This window comes from Oleiphilus sp. HI0132 (assembly GCF_001635845.1).
Map to the genome: position 1 here is coordinate 1 of NZ_LWGJ01001703.1, position 19660 is coordinate 19660.

Below are 19660 nucleotides of genomic sequence, written 5' to 3' on the forward strand. Positions count from 1 at the left end.
AGCTTTATTGTCGAGGCGAAAACACCTCCTACATCTCCAGACGTCACCTGACGTGCGAGCTGGGTAAAATTCACACCATTTTTCGGGTTGCCCGATGAGTCCAAACTATCACTTGCACGTGAGAAGCTCCAGTCGACACCTTGCTGATATCCTTCATTCAAGCTCACTTCTAATATCTTCGCTTCAAGAATAACCTGGCGTTGAAGTATCAACTCTGAGCTTTCCAAGTAACGCTCCACCGAAGCAAGCGTGTCGCTATCAGCACGTACGACGGCCATACCTGTGCTTGGAGTAATCACAACAGAGTTGCCTTCTTTACTACCAATAATCAGCTGTAATGTACTTTCCAGACGCTGCCAGAAATCGTTCTGGTTAGTGGTCGCAATACGAGTTCCGAAACCGCTGCTTTGCGTACTAGCACTGCCAGAATCTGAGTCGGAGTCACTTGAGGAAGAGCTTCCTCCACTTGAGTTTTGAGTAATTTGTCCAGAGCTAACGCGCGTCTCACTATCGCCGTTTCGGTTTACATTCAGATAGTTTATTTGAAAGATCTGGGTACGAAGCCCGGCAGGGAAGACCTTTATAAGTCGGCCTGACTCCTCATATTCATAACCATAGATATCTTTGGCAATGCTCATCACTTCAGATACCGTTACATCCCTGAGTTGCAAGCTAATACTGCCACTAACATCAGGATGAACAACCATATTTTTATTTGTACCGTCTACAAGGCCGGCAAAGAAATCCCGTGCCGGAACATTGTTCACGCCAATATCAAAGCGCGGCTCAATTTTTCCTATTGCACTATTGTAATTACCAATTTGTGGCGTTAGTGCGTCAACAACAGCAAGCGGCACTTCTTCATTCGCATGGGGAGATAAAGGCTCATTCTGCTCATCAAGCGCCTCATCCAAGGTATCGTTTATCTGATCAACCGCCGACGTGGTGTTCGCGGTTGGTGTCTGGAGCAGCGCATTTTTATTCGCACAGGCAGATAGAATTAAGCACATACAAAATGCCAGTAAACTGTGGGCACCTTGTTTTGTTACTTGATACGAGCCTTTTGACCTTACCATGTTGTTCTCACTTCTGTACTTTTGAGCCTGCCACAATCATGTAGCTATAGGCTTTATATCGCAGACCAAACCTTAGCTTAGGCCCGCTTAAAGTTATTTTCGAATTTGTTTGATTTTATTGAGGTGCAAAACGACTTCTCTTCCGTCATACACCAACGAGACAGACTCCGACGAAATTCTTCTTACTTTCGCACCGGAAACAAAGTCTCCTTCATACACTTTTTTGCCATTGATCATTGCTCGGCGGTTATCCCCTGCGCTCATTATATAGTTGAGAGAGAAGTTCGGCATACGGCGCTTGGTTTTCGCGGCAGCCTTTCTCTTTTCCCCATACGGCGCTGTTGGGTCAGACAAGACCTCACCGCCAGGCAAACTATAAGTTTGTTTGGCGGACAGCGACAATGAAGCGCTTAAGCATAAGCCAAACACTAATACTAAAGAGCTCTTGTAAATTGTAGTTTTAAACACCGATCCAGTCCTCTTCCAGGCTCAGAGTACTGAGCTGAACTTTTATCGTCGCATTAGGGTACCGATCAACTTTATAACTCAGCATTCTCCAGTAAAAGCCGCTCAAGCTTTCTAATTGCTGTAAATATTCAACCGTCTGGAAATAAGTTCCTCGCAATTCCATTTCAAAGCCATGCGTAAATATAACCGCCTGAGGCTCTGCAGAAATGGCGCTATCATTAGTCTTATCTGATTCGTCTGTGGTACTCCCCAAACTCACGTTCAAGGGCTCTACCGGTAGATTTTTGGCACTTAGCAAGCTCAAGCCTTTGTAGTCAGATAAGACCTTTTTCATAAGGTTTGCCATATCTTCAGGCGCAACCAGGTTACTCATACGCTGCCCTATCTTTAAACGTAAGCCCTGCAGGCGCTCTTTTAATTGTTCTTGCTCTTGCCTTAGTGCTGCATTCGGGTCGTGAGCCAAAGCTGAAGTCAGCTCACTGAGCCGATTACTTTGCTCAACAGTTTCTTGTGTCAACGATGCTTTGTTGGCTAAGTTAGCTTTGTGCTTTTTTTCATAATCAGCGAAGCCTGTCTGCAGCCAAATAAAAGCAATGATCACCACAGCAGTACCCGCCATAATTGCCCGTTCTCTAAGGCTTAGGTCGGCTGTTTTATCACGTAGTTCGTACCATTTCTCAAGGTTCATTTCTGGCCTCCTTCTTGTTCTACAGAAGAACCAGCCGAGTCTTTAGCATAGTTGAGTATTGCTTCACTGCTATCAAGACGAGAAAGTAACACCTCAGGTGCTGCAGTGTGCTCTTCAGAGCGCAAAGAGAAATTCAACCAATGTCTCTTCCCTTCGTGTTTTTCAAGTTCAAACAATGTAAATGTACGCCCCAGGAGGCTGTCTTCCTGACGAAGCTTTTGCAAATACTCGGGCACCAAGTCACCGTTCAGGGTAATGCCTTCAATATGCATCTCCTTTCCTGAGGAGCCAATAATTATTGAGTTCAACCATAGTTTATCTAAGTTCTGGCGTGCAAGTGAGAGCAGAATATTAGAAAAGCCTTCATCATCTTTAACTACAACCGTATCTAGCATTTCGATCATTCGTTGACGAGCTTCAGCTTTAGCGTGCAAACGCTGATTAGCGGCGACTAATGACTCATCTTTTCTCATGCGTTTAGCTTTAACGCTTAGTGTTTCAAGGCGCTTTGCCATTTCTTCATTCTTTGATTTGATTACTTCAAGCTCTTGAGCTTCCTGCTTTAAGCTATGGCTAAGCCACAAGCTGACACCAATGAGCAAGAGCAAGGTGACAACAGGCAGAAGTATAATTTGTTCGAGTGGTAACTTTACGCGTTTTGGTTTGAAAGCGTCGGTATAGAGGTTTACTTGTTGCATATTGCTCTACCCCTCTCTCAATGCACTGGCGAGCGCGACAAAAGCTTGAATTTCTTCAAGGCCCAGATTTGCCTCGTCCTGCATAAACAAGGACATATCAAGCGGTTCGACTCTGGCGCCAATACTACCACCAAGCATATTTGCTAATGGCATATTGGGTGCAGGGCCCATCAGTGCAACCGTTTGCGGAGGAACTTGAGCCATCTGGCTTTCAAAGTAATCAAATGAGCGCTGGATTTCTAAAGATAATTGCTGAATAACCGAGTTTTGCTGCGCGACATCGTTCAGCGCTTGTAAAGAAAAGTCAAAATGCCTGGAAAAGTAAAGCGTGTCACCTTTAACCAACACAATCATTCCAGCACCGTGACGAAGATATAAAACCGCAACGGGTCTTTGATCATCACCTGCTAGTCGCAAGGCAATATTCCTAATCGCTAGCTCTGAGATCTCAATTGTTTCTAGTTCCAAACCAGACTTATTGACGAGATTCACGGTATCCTGGATTAAAGCTGACCGACTGGAAACAACATTCACCTGTTCCGGACGTCCTTTTAGGGCATCCTGAGGAAAATCATAGACATCCAGCACCGCATCGTTTACGTCATAGTCGAGTAGGTCTTTTAGCTTCCAGCGAACGGCATCGACGAGTTCACTCTCTTCAACTTTTGGCTTCTCGATAGGGTAAACTCGATACTGATCTGCCGGCAAAACGACGCGACAAGTTGCACCGTCGAGGCCATGCTCTTCAACAAGTGACTCCAGCACTGATACACGCTCTGCCGCATTGCACTCACGATAATCACACAATGTAATGAGCGCATTTTTGCCTTCATTTTTCGAAGCGACAGCAAGAGCTATACCGCTGGAGCGAACTTCCAGCCCTACTACTTGAGCTTTCGATTTCTTTTTAAATAGCGAAAACAAATACCTGCCCCTAGATCTAAATAAGCCCCTGAATCGGAGCGCCACCAGCCTTTTTAAAGCTTTTAGTTAGAATAGTTCAGTAAGTTACTGTTTGCAAAAGTTTTATACCACATAGAATTCAACATTAAGACCCAGACTCAGCAGCAGCGAATTTTAAAACTGTAAATGCAAAAATCCCCACCAAAGGCGGGGATTTTTTACTTACTCTGATGCCTGCACAAAATTTGCGGCATACATAAGAAGCTTAGAAGCAACTATTAAACAAGGTTTCGCCATTTAAGCCCTGCTTCTCAAGGATATCTCTGAGTCGCTTAAGTGCTTCAACCTGAATCTGACGAACTCGCTCGCGAGTTAGACCAATCTCTTTACCAACCTCTTCCAAGGTGCTCATACGGTAGCCACGAAGACCAAAGCGACGAGAAAGAACTTCTTGCTGCTTACCAGACAACTGATCCAACCAGCCATCAATGCTACCTTTAAGGTTACTATCCTGCAGCAACTCTGCAGGATCAGACGCTGACTCATCAGCAACTGTATCTAGTAATGATTTGTCGCTACTGCCGCCGATAGGCATATCAACAGAGGCAACACGCTCGTTCAAGCCCAACATGCGCTTAACATCAGCAACAGGCTTATCAAGCAAATCTGCAATTTCTTCTGGCGATGGCTCGTGATCAAGTTTTTGAGTCAACTCACGTGCAGCACGCAGATATAAATTCAGCTCTTTTACTACGTGAATAGGCAGACGAATTGTACGCGTCTGATTCATGATTGCGCGCTCAATAGTTTGGCGAATCCACCATGTTGCATAAGTAGAGAAGCGGAAACCACGTTCTGGGTCAAATTTCTCAACTGCGCGAATTAGGCCTAAATTACCCTCTTCAATCAGGTCAAGTAGAGTCAAACCACGATTAACATAGCGACGTGCGATCTTTACAACGAGTCGCAAGTTACTTTCAATCATTCTCTTACGCCCGGCCGCATCACCTTTCTGCGCCAAGCGAGCAAAATAAACTTCTTCTTCTGGGGATAAAAGCGGAGAAAATCCGATTTCATTCAAGTACATTTGTGTCGCATCAAGCTGACGGTATGACTGACTTTCTGATGAGCGACCGTCTATGCCTGTCTTCTTAGCTTTCTTTTTCGCGGTTATCGGAGTGACGACTGTCTCAGCCTCTTCCTCAAAACCCCAACTTTCAGTCGTTGTCTCTTCTGATTCAACGCCATCAATTTCTACTACATCGTCAAAGTACGCTTCTCTTTCTGCTGACATCTGTCTTGCCTCGCTTTTTATTGTTTGCTCATCAAGATCCTTGATGATGCAACCTAGCTGTTTAAATAAATACGCTACCAGCCTCGCAACTGGCATTTTTCCCTTTTAGGATAGTTTTATCTCGCAGGCAGATATTTCATTGGGTCAACCGGCTCACCATTGCGCCGAATTTCAAAATGAAGCATTACCTGTTTTGAGTCAGAGCTCCCCATCTCTGCGATCTTGCGACCTTTTATTATTTTTTGTCCTTCTTTAACTAGTATCCGCTGGTTATGTGCATAAGCGCTGAGGTAAGTTTCATTATGATTTATAATTACCAAGTTTCCGTAGCCTAACAAGCCATTGCCTGCATAAACTACTTCTCCATCAGCGGCCGCATATATTGGCGAACCCAAATTGCCGGTAATATCGACCCCCTTATTGAGAGTCGTACCCGCAGACTTCCCTTTGCTCATTCCACTTGAACGGGAAGTTCCTACAGAACCTTTTATAGAATACATGGCAAGTATCGGGCCAAGATGAGGCCACTGCCAATTTATGTTCTTGATGTGCTTGGTTTTTTTATCTCTTGTTACGTTTTTACCATTCTGCATAGTTTCTTTACGTTCTGTTACATTCCCTCTTCTCTTAGACCCTGATTTTGATATTTTCAAGTTCGATTTCTGTGAGTTTTTGCGACGTTCTAAATTTATTTTTTGCCCCGGCACAATCACATAGGGCGACTTTATTCCATTCTCTCTCGCCAACTCCTTCATCTCACGGCCATAGCGCCATGCGATGGCATATAAGGTATCTCCCTTACGTACAACATGCTGCCCAAAGTAGACTGGAGGGTTAAAGTTTTTATCTAGATATATTGATGGAGAGGTACAGGAGGCCAGAAGGAATAGCGTTAAGATACAAAACGTTACAAAAGCAAGAGGTCGCCTATTTTTTAAACACGCCAAATTACAAAGCGGATAAAAAGTAAACAATTCGACAAACCTCTCCATAACATATAGCTATAATATTTTTTTATTTAATTCTTTTTACTTCTTTAACTTAATGAAGAATATTAAGTTACTTAGCTAAGTCATTCATCTTCTATCTTATTCGCTCAGAATATAAGCAAATTAAACGTTACCGCAAAATACACCAGTGTTACCCTAAGAAACACTCTTATTAAAACAGATCACACACTTTTTGTGTTCTCTTTCTCATTATTTGCGCCCAAGCGGGAAAGCAGCAATACAATTAAAGCTGAACCAATGGCACAAATCACTGCAAGCACTAGATAGGAAGACTCTTGCGTTAAGGCTACATACTTATCCGGAGAAATATTAGCCTCTAACAAAGGTACTAATTCACCATGACGGTTTTCGCGATAGCTTAAAACCTGCTTCCAAGGCCAAACCTTGTTCAAGGCACCAATCATAAAGCCTGTTAAAACAGCCAAAGTCAGTTTTCTATAACGTGAAAATGTCCAAACAAGTAGTTTGGCAATGGACAAAATACCAATACCACACCCCAGCACAAAGACACTTAATACGGCGAGATCAAAGTCCTTCACCGCCCCAAGAATATAAGCATAGGTGCCCAGAATCAGTAAGATAAAGCTTCCGGAGATACCTGGTAGCACCATAGCGCAAATCGCAAGCACACCCGATAGAAAGGCGTTAAAGAGTGTTTGATCAATACTCGCTGGAGACATTGAGGTTAAGCCCCAGGCAAATACGGCTCCCAATAGCATTGCGATAACCAAGCCAACGCTCCACTCCCTTACTTCACGACCCACTATGTATACAGACGCCAAGATGAGACCAAAAAAGCCGGCCCAAAGAGGAATAGGAAAGTTAGCCAGCAGAAAAGTAATCACCTTCGCCAAGGATATTGCGCTTGTCACAATGCCAACAAACAGAGTAAGAAGAAAACTGGCGTCTGCCTTTTCCCAGACTCCTTTTAAGCTTCTATTTTTTAATGCTAGTAACAAAGTAGGAAGAATTGAATTTAAGGCTTGTAGCAGGCGCTCATAAATACCCGTAATAAAAGCAATAGTGCCACCACTAACACCCGGCACAATATCAGCGGCACCCATCAACACTCCCTTTATAAAAACCCATCCATCTATTTTCACATCTACCTCTTTATGGTGCCGTTTTGTATCTTAAATTTATTAGCGAATCGTTCCTGGAAGAAAGGGTACGAACATCGCAGGCTCAATTATCTTTTGTTCATAACTTGAGCCTTTTCTTGTGACAATAGTTAAGCTTTGTTGAGCATCTCCCAAAGGCAAAATCATCCGCCCGCCCTCTTTTAACTGACGAACCAGCTCCAATGGAATTTCTGTGGGCGCCGCCGTCATAATCACTGCGTCATACAAACCACGCTCCGGCCAGCCTATCCCGCCATCGGCATGACGAGTACTGATATTATTCAAGCCTAGCAGCTTAAAGCGTTGAACCGCTTTTTCTAACAGAGGATTAATTCTCTCAACACTATAGACCTCACCCACCAACTGAGCCAAGACCGCCGCCTGATACCCAGAGCCGGTGCCAAGTTCAAGAACTCTACGCGGCGCCGTTTGCAGCAACAACTCAGTCATTCTCGCAACAATATAAGGTTGGGAAATAGTTTGGTTGTGCCCAATCGGTAAAGCTGTATCTTCATAAGCCCGATGAGATAGCGCCTCATCGAGGAATATATGCCGCGGCGTATCCAGCATGACTGCCAATACATCCTCGTTGGTAATCCCCTCATCCCTGAGCCGCTGAATGAGTCGCATCCGGGTACGGCGCGAGGTCATTCCTATTCCTTCGAGATCAAGTGTCTGACTCACGATATTCAATCCTCTAAACAATCTTTTACTTGTGATATCAGCTCATGACGAGTCATATCAACTTGAAGCGGCGTTACTGAAACATAACCGTTCTTTACCGCGTCAAAATCTGTACCTTCTCCGGCATCGTCTCCCTCGCCTGCAAGCGATATCCAATATCGCTGTCGACCTCGTGGGTCTGACACTTCCTCTGGGGGAAGCCCTTTTGCCCGATGCCCCAAACGCGTGACTTTAATTCCCTTAAGCTGCTCATAAGGCACATCCGGCACATTGACATTCAAAATGGTTCTTTCAGGCACTTCCAAATCTTTAGAGCGAACCAATAAATCGAGTACCACTTTTGCTGCAGTTTGATAATGAAACTGACCCTGGTTCACTAGGGAAACAGCGATAGCGGGCTGCTTTAAAAACCGCCCTTCAATCGCTGCAGCGACTGTCCCCGAATATAACACGTCATCGCCAAGGTTTTCATGAGAGTTAATACCTGAGACCACACGCTCAAAGTCAAGATCAAAAAGTGATGAGACCCCTAGGTGAACACTATCGGTCGGCGTACCATCAATACAGTAATGGCCATTTGCAGTTTCCATTACACGCAAAGGGCGACTCAAAGTCAGTGAACTGCTTGCGCCACTATGATCACGATCCGGTGCAACCACCTTCACCTCGAACTTGGAAGATAGAACCTCCGAGAGTACCTGTATACCTTCAGCATTAATACCGTCATCATTGGATATCAGTAAACTCATCGTGTGCTCCGCATGCCTTGATTACCCTCTCCCAAGCCTTGAGACAAGTTAAACACTTCGGCAAGCAATGAAGTAGCAAAGACTCCCGTAGGTAATTGAAACTCTAGTTCAAGCTCAGCCTCTCCCATTGACCAAGACATCGCCTCAGGGACAACAAGGTATGGCCTCCGCTCTAAACGCAATCGATTTTGATGTATTCCTTTTTTAAAGGCAGGGTGCGCCTCTAGAATTTCTTTCTCTGGCTCAGTCAGTTCGTTACTTCCTGGCGTTTCGTCTCCGTATAGTGGGCCGCTTAGATCAGCGCTCAAGTCATCCCCACTTTCTATCAAGCTTGCTAGATTCAAGTTGTATAAGTACGAACGAGCTGCCGATAAATAGAAAGAACGCTGGCTTTTAGATGCTTTAATCTTACCTTCAAAATATTGTACGCCACGATCCAGATTCGCACCGTCAAAGCCGAATCGTTGAGGACCGAAGTAATTTGGAAAACCTTTATCTCTGACTTGTAGCAAAAGAGCTTCCACATTAGCCATATTGTCAATATTTCTCACCACCAACCTAAAGAAGTTGGCACTATGCTCGCCGCGTCTTAACTTCTTATTATGCCGTTGATAACTGAGTACTTTTACGCCTTCACATTCAAATTCGTTCCAATTAGGCTCAGGCTTATTCCCTAAATAAACACTAAACCATTGCCGGGTAAGCGCCCAACGATCCTTTAAACCTGACAGCCCGACATCCACTTTTTTGACGTGGGAGAAACGCGCTAACTGACCCGCCACATACTCAGTATTCTGACCATTTTTTTCCAGCCATAACCAAACGTGCTCCCCCTCACCACTTAGCTCAGGATTCATGACCTCTTCAACAAAGAAGTCTTCTTCTTTTGTCTTAATGACACCGGCAGGCCGCGGTAAGTCAGCGATACATGGAAAAACCAGATTGAACTGTGATTCTGGTAATGACCTTACTTCACTCACACGCTTCTCCTTTCACTTTCGCAGCTAGGTTTAGGCACTAACAATACACTTGCCTGACAAGCAACTCCTTCCTCACGCCCTGCAAAACCAAGGCGCTCTGTAGTCGTTGCTTTAACACTCACCAGCTCAGGAGAAACCTGTAAGTCCTGAGCAATATTTTCCTGCATCTTTCCTATATGCGGCGCCATCTTAGGAGCTTGAGCAATAATAACGCTATCGATATTGGAAACTACAAAACCTTTTTCTGAAATCAAGTGGTTTACTGCAGACAACAGTTCTCGACTATTTGCCCCTTTCCACTTTTCATCAGTATCAGGAAAGTGCTTACCGATATCACCTAAGGCCAAAGCACCTAACATTGCATCCATAATCGCGTGAATCAGCACATCCCCGTCGGAATGCGCAATAAAAGATTTGTGATGGGGAATTTTGACGCCTCCCAGGATAATTTCTTCACCCTCGCAAAATGCGTGCACGTCATAACCGTTCCCGATTCTCGGAAAGCTATTCATTTTTTCACCTCGTCCCAGCTGCGTCCGCGCAGCCAAGGTATCTGCAGCCAAACGTAAATCGTGCGGCCGCGTAATTTTGATATTGTCATCTGAGCCTTCAACTAGGCAGGGCGCCCCACCCATATGCTCTATTGCTGACGACTCATCGGTCACCGTCAGCCCAAGCCGCTGACATTCACTTAGGGCATGGCGCAGCTCGGCAAAACGAAAGACTTGTGGTGTAAATGCTCGCCAAAGTTTGTCCCGATCCGAAGTACCCTCAATCGCCCTTCCATCTTGTGATACCTTAATCGTATCAACAACGCGAGACGCCAGAATAGCACCGCCCTCTGAACCGTCCCAGGCGTCAACATGTTCAATCAAGTTATCTATATCTTCTCGACTTAAACAGGGCCGCGCAGCGTCATGCACCCACACCCAATCTTGCTCATCGGCAATACCTACCAAAGCATCAAGACCATTTAAAACAGTATTGAAGCGTTCACTACCACCCTTATACTGAATCACTCGAGCATCTTGAGCCAAACTATCGCTATCAAAATAGTCATCAGCCTCGGAAATACCTATATGCACCTGAGTAAAGCGAGGGTGGTCAAGGAAGGCTTTGGCACTCAGATAAAGAACACTGCTTGAACCAAGCTGAAGATATTGTTTAGGGATGTCACTTTGCATTCTGCTGCCAACACCCGCTGCCGGAATAATGACCCAAAACCGAGGTAGTGCTTGCTTAGCAGAGTCTAAGCCTGAGAGGGGTGAGGAGGTAAACGAAGGACTGGGGCTTGAAACCGACATAGTTGGGGCACAAAGTGATAAATAAAAACCTATGACCCGCTCTTGGTCATGGCAGGCGCTTGCAATGGGCCATTATAGTTTCGAAGCCACTACCATGTAAAAGGTTTCGTCTCGCCCTATCATGCCCAAACTGAAACGAGCACGTTCTTCAATCGCATCATAGCCATTTTTAAGGTCTAGCACCTCAGCATTCAGCTGAGCATTGCGCTCACTTAAGGTGTCATTCGCCGCCTGCTGCAAAGCCACTTTTTCGCGCAAATGCGAAACTTCTGCAAAGCTACCACTGCCAAACCACAAGCGGTACTGCAAACCAAGAATAACAATGACCATTATACTCCAGAGCACTTTCATAAGGACAACTTCACTACACCTTTAACTTCACACTAGTCACATTATTACTTAAAGATTGCCATACGCTGACAAGACACATAGACAAGCAAAAACGATATTTCTTCCCGCTACCACAGCGTAGAGACAAGAAAGCCCCGCTACATAAAAACGGATAAACAAACATATATTGGAATAAATTTACTCTAGTTCAGAAATTGGCTTTTAGCGAAAAGAATTCTGAAGATTAGCATAATTTAAGATAAGGCTTGTTTTGCCTAAAGACAAAAAAGCACTGAACGTTCAACGCACAGTGCTTTTCATTCAATCAAGGCCAGAAATTACTGTCCTTTGATCTCACTTCTACCCTTATAAGGCGCCTTGCTTCCCAACTGCTCTTCAATTCTCAATAAGCGGTTATACTTAGCAACACGATCAGAACGACAAAGTGAACCAGTCTTTATTTGGCCGGCACAGGTACCAACCGCCAAATCAGCAATTGTTGTGTCTTCTGTTTCACCAGAACGATGTGAGATAACTGCGGTATAGCCTGCATCTTTAGCCATCTTAATCGCATCTAAGGTTTCGCTCAGGCTACCAATCTGGTTGAATTTAATCAGAATCGAGTTAGCAATATCTTTTTCGATACCTTCAGAAAGAATCTTGGTATTGGTCACAAACAAGTCATCACCAACCAATTGAACTTTGTCGCCCAACTTTTCAGTTTGATACTTCCACCCATCCCAATCCGACTCGTCCTGACCGTCTTCAATAGAAACGATTGGATACTGGTCGCAAAGCTCAGCCAAATAATCAGAGAACTGCTCAGGGCTGAAAGCCTTACCTTCGCCTTTCATGTCGTATTTACCATCAACATAGAACTCAGTTGATGCACAGTCTAAGGCTAGCGTAATGTCTTTACCTAGCTCGTATCCTGCATTCGCTACAGCAACCTTGATTGCCGCCAATGCATCGGCATTAGAAGCCAAGTCAGGCGCAAAACCGCCCTCATCACCCACAGCGGTATTTAGACCTTGCTCACTTAATACCTTCTTCAAACCATGGAATATTTCAGCGCCCGCACGCAGTGCTTCGGCAAAAGTAGGAGCAGAAACTGGCTGAACCATAAACTCTTGGATATCAACATTGTTGTCTGCGTGCTCACCACCATTGATGATATTCATCATTGGCACAGGCATAGAGTACTGACCAGAAGTACCGTTTAGATCAGCAATATGCTCATAAAGCTCAACGCCTTTTTCTTGTGCTGCTGCTTTCGCTGCTGCCAAAGAAACCGCCAAAATTGCATTAGCACCCAGCTTAGCTTTATTCTCAGTACCGTCCAGATCCAACATAATTTGGTCTAAAGCTCGTTGATCGGTAACATCCTTACCTAATAACGCAGCCTTGATCTCTTCATTAATGCCGGCAACAGCCTTTAAAACACCTTTACCTAAATAACGACTCTTATCACCGTCTCTAAGCTCCAAGGCTTCACGAGAGCCTGTTGACGCACCAGAAGGAGCGCAAGCTGTACCCACCACACCAGACTCTAGAATCACATCCGCTTCAACAGTAGGGTTACCACGAGAATCCATGACCTCACGGCCTTTGATATCAATAATCGTTGTCATTACACTTCTCCAAAAATAATAACTTCAGGCCCTGTCTTTCCTTCAACAACGCCAAAATTCAAAATCATAAACGCTATATTTTAAGCCGTATCTAAAGGCTTAAATTGCTTAACTAGCTCATCGATTGCCTTAACTCTAGCAAGGAAGGGTTCAAGCTGCGACAACCTTAAAGCACACGGGCCATCACACTTAGCATTTTCAGGGTCAGGATGAGCTTCTAAAAACAAACCAGCAATACCCTGCGACATACCCGCAAGCGCTAAGTCAGTTACAGCTTCACGTCGACCACCAGCAGAATCTGCACGACCACCGGGCTGCTGCAAAGAATGCGTCACGTCAAAGAAAACCGGGTACTCAAAGCTCTTCATTACACCAAATGCCAACATATCGACAACCAGGTTATTGTAACCAAAACTGCTACCACGCTCGCAGAGAATTAACTGGTCATTGCCGGCCTCTTCACACTTGGTCAAAATATGTTTCATTTCCTGAGGCGCAAGGAACTGGGCTTTCTTGATATTAATAACGGCATTTGTCTTGGCCATCGCTGCCACCAGGTCTGTCTGACGGGACAAGAAAGCTGGCAATTGGATAATGTCACAAACTTCAGCAACCGGAGCTGCTTGCTCAGGCTCGTGCACATCGGTAATGACCGGCACATTAAAGGTTTTCTTTACCTCTTCAAAAATACGCAAGCCTTCTTCCAAGCCGGGGCCTCGAAAAGAGTTAATAGAGGAGCGATTCGCTTTGTCGAAAGACGCTTTAAATACATAAGGAATATCAAGCTTGGTCGTTACCTCGACATATTTCTCGGCAATCTGCATCGCAAGATCCCGGGACTCTAATACATTCATGCCGCCGAACAAAACAAATGGCAAATCATTAGAAATTTTTACATCACCGACCTGTATGACTTTTTGACTCATCTATATACCCTTCTATTTACGAAGACTTATTTGTGAATGCGGCAGAAATGAAACCTTCAAACAAACCATGACCGTCTCGCGGCGTTGAAGTAAATTCCGGATGGAACTGACAGGCAACAAACCATGGATGATCCGGTGCTTCAACGACTTCAACTAATGAGTTATCTGCTGAACGACCAGAAACAATCAAACCGGCCTCTTCTAATTGCGGCAGAATATTATTATTCACTTCATAACGGTGACGATGACGTTCAATGATCACTGGCTTGCCATAACTTTCGAAAGCCTTAGAACCCTGAACCAGATTACACTCCTGAGCACCTAAGCGCATGGTTCCGCCCAAGTCTGAACCCGCATCACGTTGCTCTACAGCTCCGCTGGCATCTTTCCATTCAGTGATCAAACCTACTACCGGGTTTTCGCAGCCTTTATCAAATTCAGTACTATGCGCATCAGCCAAACCAGCGACATGACGAGCATATTCAATGACAGCAACCTGCATACCTAAACAAATACCTAAATATGGAACCTTGTTTTCACGCGCAAACTTAACTGTCTGAATTTTACCTTCAACACCACGATTACCAAAACCACCGGGCACTAGAATTGCGTCCACTGACTCTAGAACGGCAGTACCTTCATCTATAATTCTCTCGGAATCAATATACTCAATATTAACCTTGGTGCGCGTACGAATTCCTGCATGCTTAAGCGCCTCGATTAGAGACTTATAAGCGTCAAGTAATTCCATGTACTTGCCTACCATGGCAATGGTTACTTCGTTTTCCGGACTGGATTCAGCTTCAACCACTGAATCCCACTCTGTTAGATCGGCCTCATCACACTCCAGACCAAATCGTTCTACGACAATTTGATCCAAACCATGTTCATTCAGCATACGTGGAATCAGGTAAATGCTGTTTGCATCCTGTAATGGGATAACGGCGCGCTCTTCTACGTTGGTAAACAAAGCAATCTTGCGGCGAGATGATGCATCAATCTCGTGATCAGAGCGACAAACCAGAATATCGGGCTGAATACCGATAGAGCGCATTTCTTTTACGGAATGCTGGGTCGGCTTGGTTTTGGTCTCACCTGCGGTTGCAATATAAGGCACTAGAGTTAAGTGCATAAACAGCGCACGCTGGGAGCCCACTTCAATCTTTAACTGTCGCACTGCTTCCAAAAAGGGTTGCGACTCGATATCCCCAACTGTGCCGCCAATTTCAACCAAGGCGACATCATAGCCGTTAGCACCTTCAACGATGCGGCGTTTGATTTCATCAGTGATATGAGGAATTACCTGGACTGTTCCACCTAGATAATCGCCACGTCGCTCTTTGCGAATGACGTCTTCATAGACTCGACCACTCGTAAAGTTATTTCGCTTGGACATCGTGGTTCGAATAAAGCGCTCATAATGCCCCAAATCCAAATCAGTTTCGGCACCGTCTTCGGTAACAAATACTTCACCGTGCTGAAAAGGACTCATCGTGCCTGGATCCACATTTATATATGGGTCCAGTTTAAGCATTGTTACTTTCAGCCCTCGAGCTTCTAAAATAGCAGCCAATGAAGCTGAAGCGATGCCTTTCCCTAAGGAGGATACAACACCACCTGTCACGAAAATAAAACGTGTCATGCAAATCCCGTCAATATCTCAGACAAAGAGCTTTCCATACCTTGCGCCACGCAAAGTTCAGTTAACTCAAATATTTATGTAGAAGGGGGAGATTTTCATCTCAAGATGGGGCGCCAGATTACCAGAAAGCGAGGTTTCACTCAAACTAAATGTGCGTTCAATCACAGCTAATATCTCTTCTGCAAAGGCCTCATAGCTAAATTAAATTTATAGTACCTGGCCTGGCAGAGGCTGACATTGTCTTTTATCATAAACATAAGCCAAAAAATGGAGCTAATTCGTGTATCGCCCCCACCCCCAAACTCATGACAATTCAATAGTGCCCAGCGCTCTGAAAAAGTCGAAAGCAGGCTTTTCGTGCTCAGCAATAGCCGTGGTTTCAAGCCTATTATTTATACTGTCCTTTTCATTAAGTTCAGCCTTACATGCCAAACCTTTAATTGTCGGCGTTGCGCCCTCGTTCCCCAAACCCGTTGCCGAACTGGAAGCTCTTGAAAAACAGATCGTTAAGAAAAAAAGCAAGTTTGCGGTGAAACAAAAGAAGCTAGACCAACAACTCAGCTATGCAACATCAAGCAGCTCTCTTCCTACTAAAACAGTAGCATGGCAAAACGTAATTTCTTTTTTGGAACAAGCCTCGGGAATTGAACTTAAATATGAAGCTGCCAGCAGCCAACTCGATTTTGAATTAAAACTGGCCAAAGGGCATTACGACCTTGCCTACACTACCCCTTTGCAGTTTCATGCATTTAAAGAGTTTCCGGGCTACCAGGCCCAGGTCAAACGCAAGTCACAGCCAATCAGAGGGCTAATATTCGTTAAGAAAACTGGACCAATTAAGACCTTGGCAGAACTAAGAAATGCAACCATTGCGTTTCCTGGCTTGCTAGATTTTGCCGCCAGCGTAGTGCCGAGAGAAAGCCTGAATAAACTTAACTTCGATATCATCCCCCAGTTTTTATCTAGTCAGTCAGAGGTCTACAAAGGCGTCGCTAATGGGGATTACATCGCCGGTGGCGGAACTGATGAGAGCTTTAGAGCACTCCCCCCTGAAATACGTAGTCGCCTGAGAATGCTCTGGGACAGCCCCGGGTTTTCTCCCTACCCTCTTATCGCACACCCTCGCGTCGATTTTTTCTCGCTCACCAAGTTAAAGCGGGCGTTTGTGAATATGATTAAAGATGACGAAGGGGAAAAGCTTCTCAAGTATATTTTTGTTGAAAACGGCTTTGAGGTTGCTAAAAACAGCGACTGGGATGAAATTGGCCTGATCGACCTCCATATCCTTAACGGTACTTCGAAAAAATCTCATGCAGAGTAAACAGGCCTACCTCTTTGGAACTTGCCTAATAGATTCCTTTTACCCGGAATCAGGTATGGATGCGATTGCTCTGCTTGAACTATGTAATTATCAAATAGTATTTCCTCAAGCGCAAACCTGCTGCGGACAGCCTCCCTATAATTCGGGTGAAGCAAGCCCAGCCAAAGATGTCGCCTGGCACACCATTCAGGTTTTTTCCGACAAAAAGTTACCTGTTATCGTACCTTCAGCCTCTTGTGCGGCCATGATCAAGCATCACTACCCGACTCTCTTCGACACGGGTTCCACAGAGCATAAACAAGCAATAGAGCTGAGCTCGAGAACCTACGAGCTTATCGAGTTTCTAGAGCCCATCCTCCCATACAATAAGCAAAGCGACAGCTCCCACACTCATATCAGTCTTCACCGATCCTGTAGCGCCCTTAGGGAGATGGAAGTCGCAGAACCATGGCTATCAATTCTAAGAAAGCTAGATGGCGTCGAGGTATCCTTACCAACACTAGAGCAGGAGTGCTGCGGATTTGGGGGAACCTTTGCTATCAAGTCTCCTGAGATTTCTGCCGCCATGACAGCAGACAAATGTGAGCACTTACTATCACCAAATCCTCAGTCTATATTAAGCGGTGATTGTGGCTGCCTTTTGAATATTAGCGGACATATCAAGCATTCAGGCGACAAGCGTCCTTGCACCCATATCGCGAGATTTATTGCTCAGCGTTTTGGAATACAACATGACTGACGACGCGCACTCAAACTTCGCCACTCGCATAAAAAGCGCACTAGAAGATACGCAGCTACGCTCCAACTTCCGCGGCGCCATGGACTTTCTACGCAATAAACGCAAACAAGCCTTCAGTGATGAAGAGGAATGGCAAACCCTTAGAGAACAAGGTGCAGCAATAAGACAGAACGTCGTCGAGCGTTTACCTGAACTGCTAGAGCAACTAGAACAACAATGTAGCAATAACGGCATTCAGGTACATTGGGCAGAAACCGGGATCGAAGCTAACCAAATTGTTCTCGACATAGCACAACGTCGCAAAGCCAAACTTGTTATCAAAGGAAAGTCGATGGCGAGCGAAGAAATCGAATTGAACAATTTCCTCCAGAGCCATAATATTGAAGCCATTGAATCGGATATGGGGGAGTACATTGTGCAGATTGCCGATGAAACACCGTCTCATATCATCATGCCCGCCATCCACAAAAACAAACAGGAAATTGCTCAACTATTTGAAAAGAAGCTCAAGTTGAAATGCGACCCGAACGACGTTGATGGCATGATTGGTCTGGGTAGAAGAATCCTCAGGGATAAATTTGAAAAAGCAGACATTGGCATTTCGGGCGTCAACTTTGCTGCTGCCGAGTCAGGTACGCTTTGCCTGGTAGAAAACGAGGGTAATGGACGCTTATCTACCACAGCTCCTCCGGTGCACATTGCAATTATGGGCCTGGAAAAAGTTATTCCAAGCCTGAGAGAACTACCAACACTACAACGCCTTCTCACTCGTTCCGCAACCGGCCAACATATCACCAGCTACCTCAACTTGATTAGCAGCCCGCGTCAAGCAGGAGAACTTGACGGCCCCGAGGAAGTTCACTTAATTATTCTCGACAATGGCCGCTCACTCATCCAACAAGATCCGGAGCTGAAAACCACTCTCGCTTGTATTCGCTGTGGTGCATGCATGAATCACTGCCCGGTCTATACCAAAATAGGCGGACATGCTTACGGCACAACCTACCCCGGCCCTATTGGGCAGGTTGTTATGCCTCAACTTAAGGGTATGGCAAGTCATGGGGAGCTTCTAAATGCCTGCTCCCTTAATGGCGCCTGCGGGGAAGCCTGCCCAGTAGATATTAAACTGCCTCAACTTATCCGTAGTTTGAGAAACAAACAACAAGCTACTGGCTCGACGCTAAAGGTAGAATCGTGGATCTGGCGTTTGTGGAAAGTGATCCATACCCACCCCAAACTCTATCGCCTAGTCACCAAGCTCATGGGCGCCTTACCTTTCATCAGCACTTGCTACCCAAAAGCATGGCGCAATACCCGAACACCGGCTCGCCCAAGTGCACGTACCCTTCACGAGAGGCTAAAGCATAGCCATCAAAAATTTGATGGACAAAGCAAGGAGCCACGCCAATGAACCAAGCTAAACTGAACATACTCTCACGCCTAAAACGCTCCAAGGGTTTTAAAGCACCAGAACGCGAGGGTTTGCCTAGCTCCCATAGAAGTCGTAGTGGTATTGTTCAAGCTGAAGATTTGCTTAGGCAGCTGATCTCAAAACTAGAAGAAAATCACGCAGAAGTACATCGAGTTAGCGCGTTTAAGTGGAAAACAACACTTACTGACATCATGGAAAGAGAAAAAGCCAAGCACTGCTTATTAGGGAATAATCTTGCATACCAAAGCGAAATTGAACAAGCTCTGCGCCTTCATAATAATAACATCAGCATTACACGCTACTCACAAGCTTATGAAACCCTTCGGGAAACCTTATTCCATAACATCGATATCGGCATCACCCTTGCACAGGGAGCAATAGCCGAAACCGGAACCTTATTGCTGCTGCCAAATAAAGACGAACCTAGAATGATGTCGCTTGTGCCACCAATACATCTAGTGCTACTACAAGAGGATCAAATCTACCCGGATTTATCAAGTTTGCTCAATGATGAACCTTGGGGTCAATGCGAGAAAATGCCAAGCAATGTTTTGTTTATTTCCAGCCCGTCGAAAACAGCAGATATACAACAAACACTAGCCTATGGCGCTCATGGACCCAAAAAGCTGATTGTCTTAGTTCAAGAAAACGCAGAGATATAGAG

Annotated in this window: 20 protein-coding genes and 1 pseudogene; 4 read left to right on the top strand and 17 right to left on the bottom strand. The window is 45.1% G+C overall.

Going from position 1 to position 19660, the window contains the following annotated elements; all coding sequences use genetic code 11:
- The 17 genes and pseudogenes from A3766_RS26005 to A3766_RS26080 form a co-directional block, all read right to left on the bottom strand.
- On the bottom strand, window positions 1-1010 hold a 1010-nt coding region (locus A3766_RS26005), incomplete at its 3' end, for a pilus (MSHA type) biogenesis protein MshL (protein ID WP_197479758.1).
- A gap of 159 nt (window positions 1011-1169) precedes the next feature.
- Window positions 1170-1544: a general secretion pathway protein GspB gene (locus A3766_RS26010; RefSeq protein WP_068511623.1), complete on the bottom strand. Its 375-nt coding sequence runs from the start codon at window positions 1542-1544 to the stop codon at window positions 1170-1172.
- Window positions 1537-2232, bottom strand: a complete 696-nt coding sequence (locus A3766_RS26015; protein WP_068511626.1) for a hypothetical protein — start codon at window positions 2230-2232, stop codon at window positions 1537-1539. The genes A3766_RS26010 and A3766_RS26015 overlap by 8 nt, the downstream gene beginning before the upstream one ends.
- The gene (locus tag A3766_RS26020; RefSeq protein ID WP_068511629.1) at window positions 2229-2930 is read right to left on the bottom strand and encodes a hypothetical protein; all 702 of its coding nucleotides are present in this window, start codon (window positions 2928-2930) and stop codon (window positions 2229-2231) included. The genes A3766_RS26015 and A3766_RS26020 overlap by 4 nt, the downstream gene beginning before the upstream one ends.
- 6 nt (window positions 2931-2936) lie before the next feature.
- Window positions 2937-3854 (bottom strand): hypothetical protein, encoded by a 918-nt coding sequence (locus tag A3766_RS26025; protein ID WP_082882136.1) that lies wholly within the window; start codon window positions 3852-3854, stop codon window positions 2937-2939.
- A 244-nt stretch (window positions 3855-4098) separates the two neighbouring features.
- Window positions 4099-5127: an RNA polymerase sigma factor RpoS gene (gene rpoS, locus A3766_RS26030; RefSeq protein WP_068513624.1), complete on the bottom strand. Its 1029-nt coding sequence runs from the start codon at window positions 5125-5127 to the stop codon at window positions 4099-4101.
- 116 nt (window positions 5128-5243) lie between these two features.
- Entirely contained in the window at window positions 5244-5720 is a 477-nt protein-coding gene (locus tag A3766_RS32325; protein ID WP_231882998.1) for a murein hydrolase activator EnvC, read from the bottom strand.
- Between the two features lie 105 nt (window positions 5721-5825).
- Window positions 5826-6119: pseudogene (locus A3766_RS32800) on the bottom strand (LysM domain-containing protein); the annotation flags it as partial.
- Window positions 6120-6298: 179 nt separating this feature from the next.
- The gene (locus tag A3766_RS26040; protein ID WP_068511502.1) at window positions 6299-7201 is read right to left on the bottom strand and encodes a DUF368 domain-containing protein; all 903 of its coding nucleotides are present in this window, start codon (window positions 7199-7201) and stop codon (window positions 6299-6301) included.
- A 78-nt stretch (window positions 7202-7279) separates the two neighbouring features.
- Entirely contained in the window at window positions 7280-7909 is a 630-nt protein-coding gene (locus A3766_RS26045) for a protein-L-isoaspartate(D-aspartate) O-methyltransferase (protein ID WP_068514134.1), read from the bottom strand.
- Between the two features lie 38 nt (window positions 7910-7947).
- Complete coding sequence (gene surE / locus A3766_RS26050) at window positions 7948-8691, bottom strand: 5'/3'-nucleotidase SurE (RefSeq protein ID WP_068514132.1); 744 nt, start codon at window positions 8689-8691, stop codon at window positions 7948-7950.
- Window positions 8688-9671, bottom strand: a complete 984-nt coding sequence (truD, locus tag A3766_RS26055; RefSeq protein WP_082865198.1) for a tRNA pseudouridine(13) synthase TruD — start codon at window positions 9669-9671, stop codon at window positions 8688-8690. The genes surE and truD overlap by 4 nt, the downstream gene beginning before the upstream one ends.
- Window positions 9668-10975: a 2-C-methyl-D-erythritol 2,4-cyclodiphosphate synthase gene (gene ispF, locus A3766_RS32805; RefSeq protein WP_068514129.1), complete on the bottom strand. Its 1308-nt coding sequence runs from the start codon at window positions 10973-10975 to the stop codon at window positions 9668-9670. The genes truD and ispF overlap by 4 nt, the downstream gene beginning before the upstream one ends.
- A gap of 72 nt (window positions 10976-11047) precedes the next feature.
- Window positions 11048-11326 (bottom strand): cell division protein FtsB, encoded by a 279-nt coding sequence (gene ftsB, locus A3766_RS26065; RefSeq protein WP_068514126.1) that lies wholly within the window; start codon window positions 11324-11326, stop codon window positions 11048-11050.
- A 317-nt stretch (window positions 11327-11643) separates the two neighbouring features.
- Entirely contained in the window at window positions 11644-12936 is a 1293-nt protein-coding gene (gene eno, locus A3766_RS26070) for a phosphopyruvate hydratase (protein WP_068514123.1), read from the bottom strand.
- Window positions 12937-13016: 80 nt separating this feature from the next.
- Window positions 13017-13862 (bottom strand): 3-deoxy-8-phosphooctulonate synthase, encoded by an 846-nt coding sequence (gene kdsA / locus A3766_RS26075; RefSeq protein WP_068514121.1) that lies wholly within the window; start codon window positions 13860-13862, stop codon window positions 13017-13019.
- 16 nt (window positions 13863-13878) lie between these two features.
- Entirely contained in the window at window positions 13879-15504 is a 1626-nt protein-coding gene (locus A3766_RS26080; protein ID WP_068514118.1) for a CTP synthase, read from the bottom strand.
- A gap of 373 nt (window positions 15505-15877) precedes the next feature.
- Here A3766_RS26080 and A3766_RS26085 point away from each other — a divergent pair, with 373 nt between their 5' ends.
- Genes A3766_RS26085 through A3766_RS26100 form a run of 4 tightly spaced genes read left to right on the top strand, consistent with a single transcriptional unit; the run spans window position 15878 to window position 19658 of the window.
- Window positions 15878-16825, top strand: coding sequence for a phosphate/phosphite/phosphonate ABC transporter substrate-binding protein (locus A3766_RS26085; protein WP_068514114.1), 948 nt, complete (start codon window positions 15878-15880; stop codon window positions 16823-16825).
- Window positions 16815-17564, top strand: a complete 750-nt coding sequence (locus tag A3766_RS26090; RefSeq protein ID WP_068514112.1) for a (Fe-S)-binding protein — start codon at window positions 16815-16817, stop codon at window positions 17562-17564. Before A3766_RS26085 ends, A3766_RS26090 begins: the two co-directional genes overlap by 11 nt.
- Window positions 17557-18975, top strand: a complete 1419-nt coding sequence (locus A3766_RS26095) for a LutB/LldF family L-lactate oxidation iron-sulfur protein (protein WP_068514109.1) — start codon at window positions 17557-17559, stop codon at window positions 18973-18975. Before A3766_RS26090 ends, A3766_RS26095 begins: the two co-directional genes overlap by 8 nt.
- Complete coding sequence (locus A3766_RS26100) at window positions 18972-19658, top strand: lactate utilization protein (RefSeq protein WP_068633692.1); 687 nt, start codon at window positions 18972-18974, stop codon at window positions 19656-19658. Before A3766_RS26095 ends, A3766_RS26100 begins: the two co-directional genes overlap by 4 nt.
- Window positions 19659-19660 lie beyond the last annotated feature (2 nt).